General features: G+C 52.9%; 7 protein-coding genes. 3 read left to right on the top strand and 4 right to left on the bottom strand.

Going from position 1 to position 6,253, the window contains the following annotated elements:
• The 3 genes from H8Q75_RS03680 to H8Q75_RS03670 all read right to left on the bottom strand — a co-directional run.
• Positions 1 to 858, bottom strand: an 858-nt coding sequence (locus tag H8Q75_RS03680) for a long-chain acyl-[acyl-carrier-protein] reductase (protein ID WP_297040615.1), incomplete at its 3' end; no start/stop codon positions are given.
• A 44-nt stretch (positions 859 to 902) separates the two neighbouring features.
• Entirely contained in the window at positions 903 to 1,598 is a 696-nt protein-coding gene (locus tag H8Q75_RS03675; protein WP_024124395.1) for an aldehyde oxygenase (deformylating), read from the bottom strand.
• A gap of 147 nt (positions 1,599 to 1,745) precedes the next feature.
• On the bottom strand, positions 1,746 to 2,144 hold the full coding sequence (locus H8Q75_RS03670; RefSeq protein ID WP_200865513.1) for a hypothetical protein: 399 nt from the start codon (positions 2,142 to 2,144) through the stop codon (positions 1,746 to 1,748).
• A 345-nt stretch (positions 2,145 to 2,489) separates the two neighbouring features.
• On the opposite strand from H8Q75_RS03670, the gene grpE reads away from it, so the two are divergent.
• Both grpE and miaB read left to right on the top strand, forming a co-directional pair.
• Positions 2,490 to 3,227 (top strand): nucleotide exchange factor GrpE, encoded by a 738-nt coding sequence (gene grpE, locus H8Q75_RS03665; protein WP_041429036.1) that lies wholly within the window; start codon positions 2,490 to 2,492, stop codon positions 3,225 to 3,227.
• A 15-nt stretch (positions 3,228 to 3,242) separates the two neighbouring features.
• Positions 3,243 to 4,595, top strand: coding sequence for a tRNA (N6-isopentenyl adenosine(37)-C2)-methylthiotransferase MiaB (gene miaB, locus H8Q75_RS03660; protein ID WP_024124392.1), 1,353 nt, complete (start codon positions 3,243 to 3,245; stop codon positions 4,593 to 4,595).
• 11 nt (positions 4,596 to 4,606) lie between these two features.
• On the opposite strand, the gene H8Q75_RS03655 is transcribed toward miaB, so the two are convergent.
• Positions 4,607 to 5,716 carry an ATP-dependent 6-phosphofructokinase gene (locus H8Q75_RS03655; protein WP_024124391.1) on the bottom strand — a complete coding sequence of 370 codons (1,110 nt, stop codon included), beginning with the start codon at positions 5,714 to 5,716 and terminating at the stop codon, positions 4,607 to 4,609.
• 193 nt (positions 5,717 to 5,909) lie between these two features.
• Here H8Q75_RS03655 and H8Q75_RS03650 point away from each other — a divergent pair.
• A partial coding sequence (locus H8Q75_RS03650; protein WP_297040604.1) for a CHC2 zinc finger domain-containing protein occupies positions 5,910 to 6,253 on the top strand: 344 nt, incomplete at its 3' end.

The following is a 6,253-nucleotide window of genomic DNA, read 5'->3' as shown; positions in this document are numbered from 1 at the left end:
CACATCCATATTCACAATTTCCATAATTTTCCAGTCAATGTCTAGGGCGTGCTCGACAATGCCACCACTGAGAACATGAATCTGGGGGTGCTGAATTTTGGTGGCCATATTTTTGGGGTAACCGCCATCAATCATCAGGGAGGGACGCTTTAACTGCTCAATGCTCAGCTCAACTCCCTTGGGCATACTGGCCACCCAAACCACAATATCGGCAAGGGGCAGCGCCTCCATCAAGTCAAGGATTTTCCCCCGTCCCAATTCCGCCTGTAGCTCCAGCAGGCGATCGCGATTCCGTGCGACCAGTAAGAGATCTGGCACATCCAAACAGGTATTCAACCAACGGCAGACGGCACTACCAATATCCCCCGTAGCTCCACAAACAGCCACGGTGGCCTGCCGCAAATCAATTCCCACTTGGGGCGCCGCCTGCTCAATTTGTTGGCAGATGATATAGGCGGTGTGGGTATTCCCCGTTGTAAAGCGGCGAAAGTCCAGCTCAACGTTGCGAACGTGGGAGATTTTCTCTAGATCAAAGTTCTCAAAGATGATTGAGGAGAAGCCCCCCAAGGCCGTAATGTCAATGTTGTGCTTTTGGGCATGGGCCATGGCGTTAATGATTTTGCGAGTCGCTGCCTTCACCCGCTGGTTGGCCAGCATCTCTGGTAAAAAGCAGGACTCAACGTATTTGCCATAGATGGTCTTGCCCGTTATGCTCGTCACCGTAATCTCATCGACGATCTGCGGCGGTGCCATACACCAAAACTCCAAGCCTTGATCGGCATATTCGGGGTAACCCAACTGCTGGGCAACGGCTTGGGCGTGCTCCAGATTCGTCAGATGACCAATTAATCCAAACATACAAGCGTGCGGTGACTGAAATGTAACGATATATTAAGTCACCATTATGCCGCAGTTAGGCCATAAACCGACATCTTCATAATTTCGCGGGTGGTAAAGCCGATATTTTCTAGGGCACCGCTGTACTGAATCATGAAGTCTTCCACAAGGGCATCTTTTTCCATGCCGAGCACTTTGGCATCGGCTTCCACTTGGTTGAGCATTTTCCAGACCAAGGGTAGATTGGCGCGATTGGCTTCTTCGAGCTCCGCTTTGACGCTTTCAAAGTTTTCCTTGAGCCAGATTTCACCAAAGTTGAGGTGGCTATATTCGTCCTTAACAACACCCTCAGTAATTTTACGGGCAAAGGGATCCGCCATTGGGATGTAGATGTTGTAGGCGGCGATCGCAAAGCATTCAATGATCAAAGCTTGAATCAGAAGACAAGTGGCAATTTTTCCCTCCGCCAGGGCTGCTTGAAAGTTACCGTGCAATTTTTCAAAGAACGCTTTGGCAAATCCCATATCTGGCGTTACATTCAGGTTGCGACCACAGGCCTCAAACCCCTTTTTGTGGCGGGCTTCCATCTTGGCAAGGCGGGTGAGTTCCTCTTGGTGTTGGGGCAGCAGCTTGGCTAAATCAATATAGTTATCGCAAGCTTTCTGTTCGCCTTCAATGACAATGGCGTTGATGCGGCTGTAGGCATCCTTGTAGCGATCGCTATGGTAGTCCAAGTCAGGTGTGGCGGTAGCCGTTGTCATTGCGAACTCTCCTAGACACAAATTTATTAGAGGTGATGAGGTAGGAAGCCTTCCCCTATCATACCGCAGCAGCGATCTCCTGACGAGGGGTAGCGTACCAGAGATTTTCGAGTTCCTGAATAGGCGAATCTCTATGCACTGATACCCCTAAAAGCTCCCCATATTGCTTGGGGATGGGATTTCTGGCAACGGTTGAGGAGGGGCCACCGACCGAATAGGGCCATTGTAGTCAATACGAATCATTGGATTGCTTGGGTCGGGGTTCACCGTGACAATACTTTCAATGGTTGGTGGCTCCGCGGGTGGCCCCCCTCGAAAACGAAAGGTAAACGTCCCATCACCATTATCCACGTAGGGGGATTGACTTGCAGGCCCAAACATGGATGCTTCAGCGCGGTAGCGACTCAACCCGCCATTTGCCCGCTCTGCCGCCTGTCGTGCCCAATTCCGTGCTCGCTGTAGGACTGGATTATCCACCCCAAAGGGATTGAAGTTTTCCCGTGGCGGTGGCTCTGTCTGTGCTAGCACTGGAGCTACAACTGTCAATGTGCAGGCTAGCCCTAGGCTGAATTTTATGGAGCGCAAGGACATCAACGAAAACTCCTGCTCCTAAACTTTACTTGGCCAGAACGTAGTCCTTAGGGTACGAGCAACTGAATCTTTCAGTGCCAAGACCAGTCAAGACCTTGCCCTAAAATAGGGGAGGCATCAAAGATGGATGCGACCTTCTCCCATAGTACCTCTGAGGTTTTGGGTTAGGTGTTGGGGTGGCTGCCAGCCCTGTGAAAAGAGCCGTAGTAGAGCAGCTCCTAATAGACGGATGCCTCGCCCCTGTTGATACAATGGGTAAGATGATAGGCTAAAAAGATTGCATGAGTTAAACGCACTGCGGTGCGCAATCCACAGTCTAGAGGGCATAACCTGAGTCAAGCTATGAGTGATCAAACCGTAACCAACCCCGCTGCTGAAGCCCAAGAAGGGGAAATTACCCCTGACGCCGTTGAGAATGCGGTTGGGAATGTTGAGAATCCCGCAGAAGCCACCACGGGCGAAGAGGGTCAAGCATCTGAGGCAACCTCTGCGGATGCAGCGGACTTGCTAGAGAAAGTTGCTGCCCTTGAAGCTGCCAAGGCTAGTCTTTCGCAGATGGTGGAGGAGCGCAATAGCCAATATATGCGCCTTGCCGCTGACTTTGAGAACTTCCGCAAACGCACGCAGCGGGAAAAAGAGGAGCTAGAGCTACAGATTAAGTGCAGTGTCATTGCTGATTTACTGCCTGTGGTGGATAGCTTTGAGCTAGCCCGCACCCACATTCAAACGGAAACAGAGGCGGAAGAAAAAATTCACCGCAGCTATCAGGGGGTTTACAAGCAACTGGTGGAGTGCCTGAAGCGCATTGGCGTTTCGGCGATGCAGGCCAAAGGCAAGCCCTTTGATCCCAACCTCCACGAGGCTGTGCTGCGGGAGGCAACCAATGAACATCCCGAAGGCACAGTAATTGAAGAACTCAAACGGGGGTATATGCTGGGCGATCGCGTGTTGCGCCATGCCATGGTTAAAGTGGCCGCTCCCCCTGAAGAGGGTAGTGCTGATAACACAAATCCCACCAATGATGTGACCGACGTATAGGGGCGCCTCAAGGGAATGCCACGCCGCTACTACATTACCACCTTTGGCTGCCAAATGAATAAAGCCGACTCCGAGCGCATGGCCGGGGTCTTGGAGGCGATGGGCCTAGAATTGGCCGCCGAACCGGATGAGGCCGATGTGTTGCTCTACAACACCTGCACAATTCGGGACAACGCTGAGCAAAAGCTCTATTCCTACCTAGGGCGGCAGGCTAAGCGCAAGCATCAAGACCCCAACCTAACGCTGATTGTCGCTGGTTGTGTCGCTCAACAGGAGGGGGAGCAACTGCTGCGGCGAGTTCCTGAAGTGGATCTGGTGATGGGGCCACAGTATGCCAATCGCCTGGGTGAGCTGCTTGAGCAGGTGTGGAATGGCAGCCAAGTGGTGGCCACAGAGCCGCTGCAGATTGTTGAGGACATTACCAAACCCCGGCGCGATAGTACGGTTACCGCTTGGGTTAACGTGATTTATGGCTGTAATGAACGCTGTACCTACTGTGTAGTGCCGGGGGTACGGGGACAAGAGCAATCCCGCCGCCCCGAGGCAATCCGCGCTGAAATTGAGGAGCTGGCAGCTCAAGGCTATAAAGAAGTGACACTCCTTGGGCAAAACATTGATGCCTACGGTCGTGATTTGCCGGGAATTACTCCAGAGGGCCGGCGACAGCACACGTTTACCGATTTGCTTTATTACATCCATGATGTTCCTGGGATTGAACGGATTCGCTTTGCCACCAGTCATCCCCGTTATTTTACGGAGCGATTGATTCGGGCTTGTGCCGAGCTGCCCAAGGTGTGTAAGCATTTCCACATTCCCTTTCAGTCGGGAGATAACGAGATTCTCAAGGCAATGGCACGGGGCTATACTCGCGAGCGCTATTTACAGATCATTGAAACGATTCGCCGCTATATGCCGGATGCTGCCATTAGTGCGGATGCCATTGTTGGTTTTCCCGGTGAAACAGAAGAACAATTCCAGCGCACCCTCGATCTGGTGGCGGTGGTGGGGTTTGACCAACTGAATACGGCGGCCTATTCGCCGCGACCCAATACACCAGCGGCCACGTGGCAGAATCAAGTGCCAGAAGAAATTAAAGAGGATCGCCTCCAACGGCTGAATCATTTAGTGGCTAAGATTGCTGGCGATCGCTCCCAACGCTATCTCGGACGGGAAGAAGTAGTGCTGGTGGAGGGGGTGAATCCCAAGGATTCGCAGCAAGTCTATGGCCGCACCGATGGTAACCGCCTCACGTACCTACCTGGCGATATTGAGACCCTACGGGGACAACTGGTGCGTGTCCGCATTACCGCGGCGCGAGCTTTTAGCCTCAGTGGCGTGCCCCTTGCAGACTACTCCTTAGTTTGCTGATTCAGGGGGTTCTAGATCGCGCAAATCACTTGATCACGGCAGAGGGTGGGATCTACGTAGGGCAGCATCGGCTTGTCACCAACGTAAATCCCCAATCCTTGAGCTGTGCGAATCAAGAAGCTATTTGGATCCACATGGCGCGGGGATTTAGCAACAACATCGGCAATGGGCACCGTCACCACTTGCCCCGCCTGCCACGCCACCATGCGGCCAAACGTCCCTTGAGCCGCCAAATCTACAGCGGTATTGCCCATGCCTGCTGCCAGCAGTCGATCCATGGCCATCGGGGCGCCCCCCCGCTGAATGTGCCCCAACACCGAAACCCGTAGCTCAATGGGGATGGGACTGTACTGGGCAATTTTATCGGCAATATACTGGCCAATACTGCAATGACGAGGATGGTTGGCGTCTTCCTCTAGTTCCTTGGAGCCTTCAGCAACGACGATGAGGGCAAACTTGCGTCCCCAGCGATCGCGCAACTTCTGGAGGTGTTGGCAAATGCCTTCAATGGAGTAGGGAATTTCTGGAATCAGGATAATGTCAGCGCCTCCGGCAATGCCCGAATACAGAGCCAAGTGACCAGCGGTGCGCCCCATCACTTCCACTACAAAAACACGATCATGGCTAGCGGCGGTGGAGGTAATTCGACTCAGAGCTTCGACAACAGTGTTGACAGCGGTATCAAAGCCAATGGCGCGATCGGTCAAGGCGACATCGTTATCAATGGTTTTCGGCACTGCAAGAAAATTCCAGTTTCCCTTTTGCGCCAGTTGATGCAAAATTTTCAGGCTGCCATCGCCACAAATGGCAATGAGGGCATCCAAGCCCAATTCATAGTACCCGGCAATCACTTCATCGGCATGGCCAAGGGTATCGCCCTTATTAATTGCCCCGAGAATGGTTCCCCCCATGTTGAGCAGTACATCCATGCCCCCGAGGCCTTCTGCATTGAGGGGGATCGCCTTCCGCTCAATTAGCCCCTGAGTGGCGTGGAGAATGCCAAGAACCTCCCAACCGTAACTTAAGGTGGCATGGGCAACAATGGCACGGATAGCTGTATTTAGACCTGGGCAATCTCCGCCACTGGTGAACACACCAAGTCGTTTGCGGCTGGTACTCATGAATATTGGCTCCCTATGTCAACGGTTATGACCTCAAAGCCTGCCTCTGCGCCCAACAAGGGCAACGTCAACATCCTAGCGAAGGTGAATCGCCCTTGACTGCTCGAGTTAAGAGCTTGCAACATGCTCAGGAATTGTTGAATTTGCCGGAGGGGAATCTCTGATTTAGGGGATCGGCTAAACTATATGGTCTATGGACATTCCTCCCCTACACCCCGACACAATTGAGGCTGTGCGGCAAGCGGTCAACATTGTTGATCTGGTGGCCGAGCACGTTGTCCTACGCAAGCGCGGCCAAGAATATGTTGGCTGTTGTCCGTTTCATGAGGAGAAAACCCCCAGTTTTACGGTCAGCCCCCTAAAGGGTTTTTACTACTGTTTTGGCTGTGGTGCCGGCGGCAATGCAATTCAGTTCCTGATGGAACTGCAAAAGCGCTCCTTTACTGAGGTGGTGCTCGACCTTGCCCAACGCCATCAGATTCCAGTGCGCACCCTCGATAGTGAGCAAAAACAAGCACTACAGGCGCGGCTGTCCCT

Origin of the sequence: Thermosynechococcus sp. OHK43, assembly GCF_014466085.1 — a bacterium.
Lineage (GTDB): Bacteria > Cyanobacteriota > Cyanobacteriia > Thermosynechococcales > Thermosynechococcaceae > Thermosynechococcus.
Note: the sequence above shows the minus strand (reverse complement) of the source record. Positions and strands in the feature narration are given on the sequence as shown.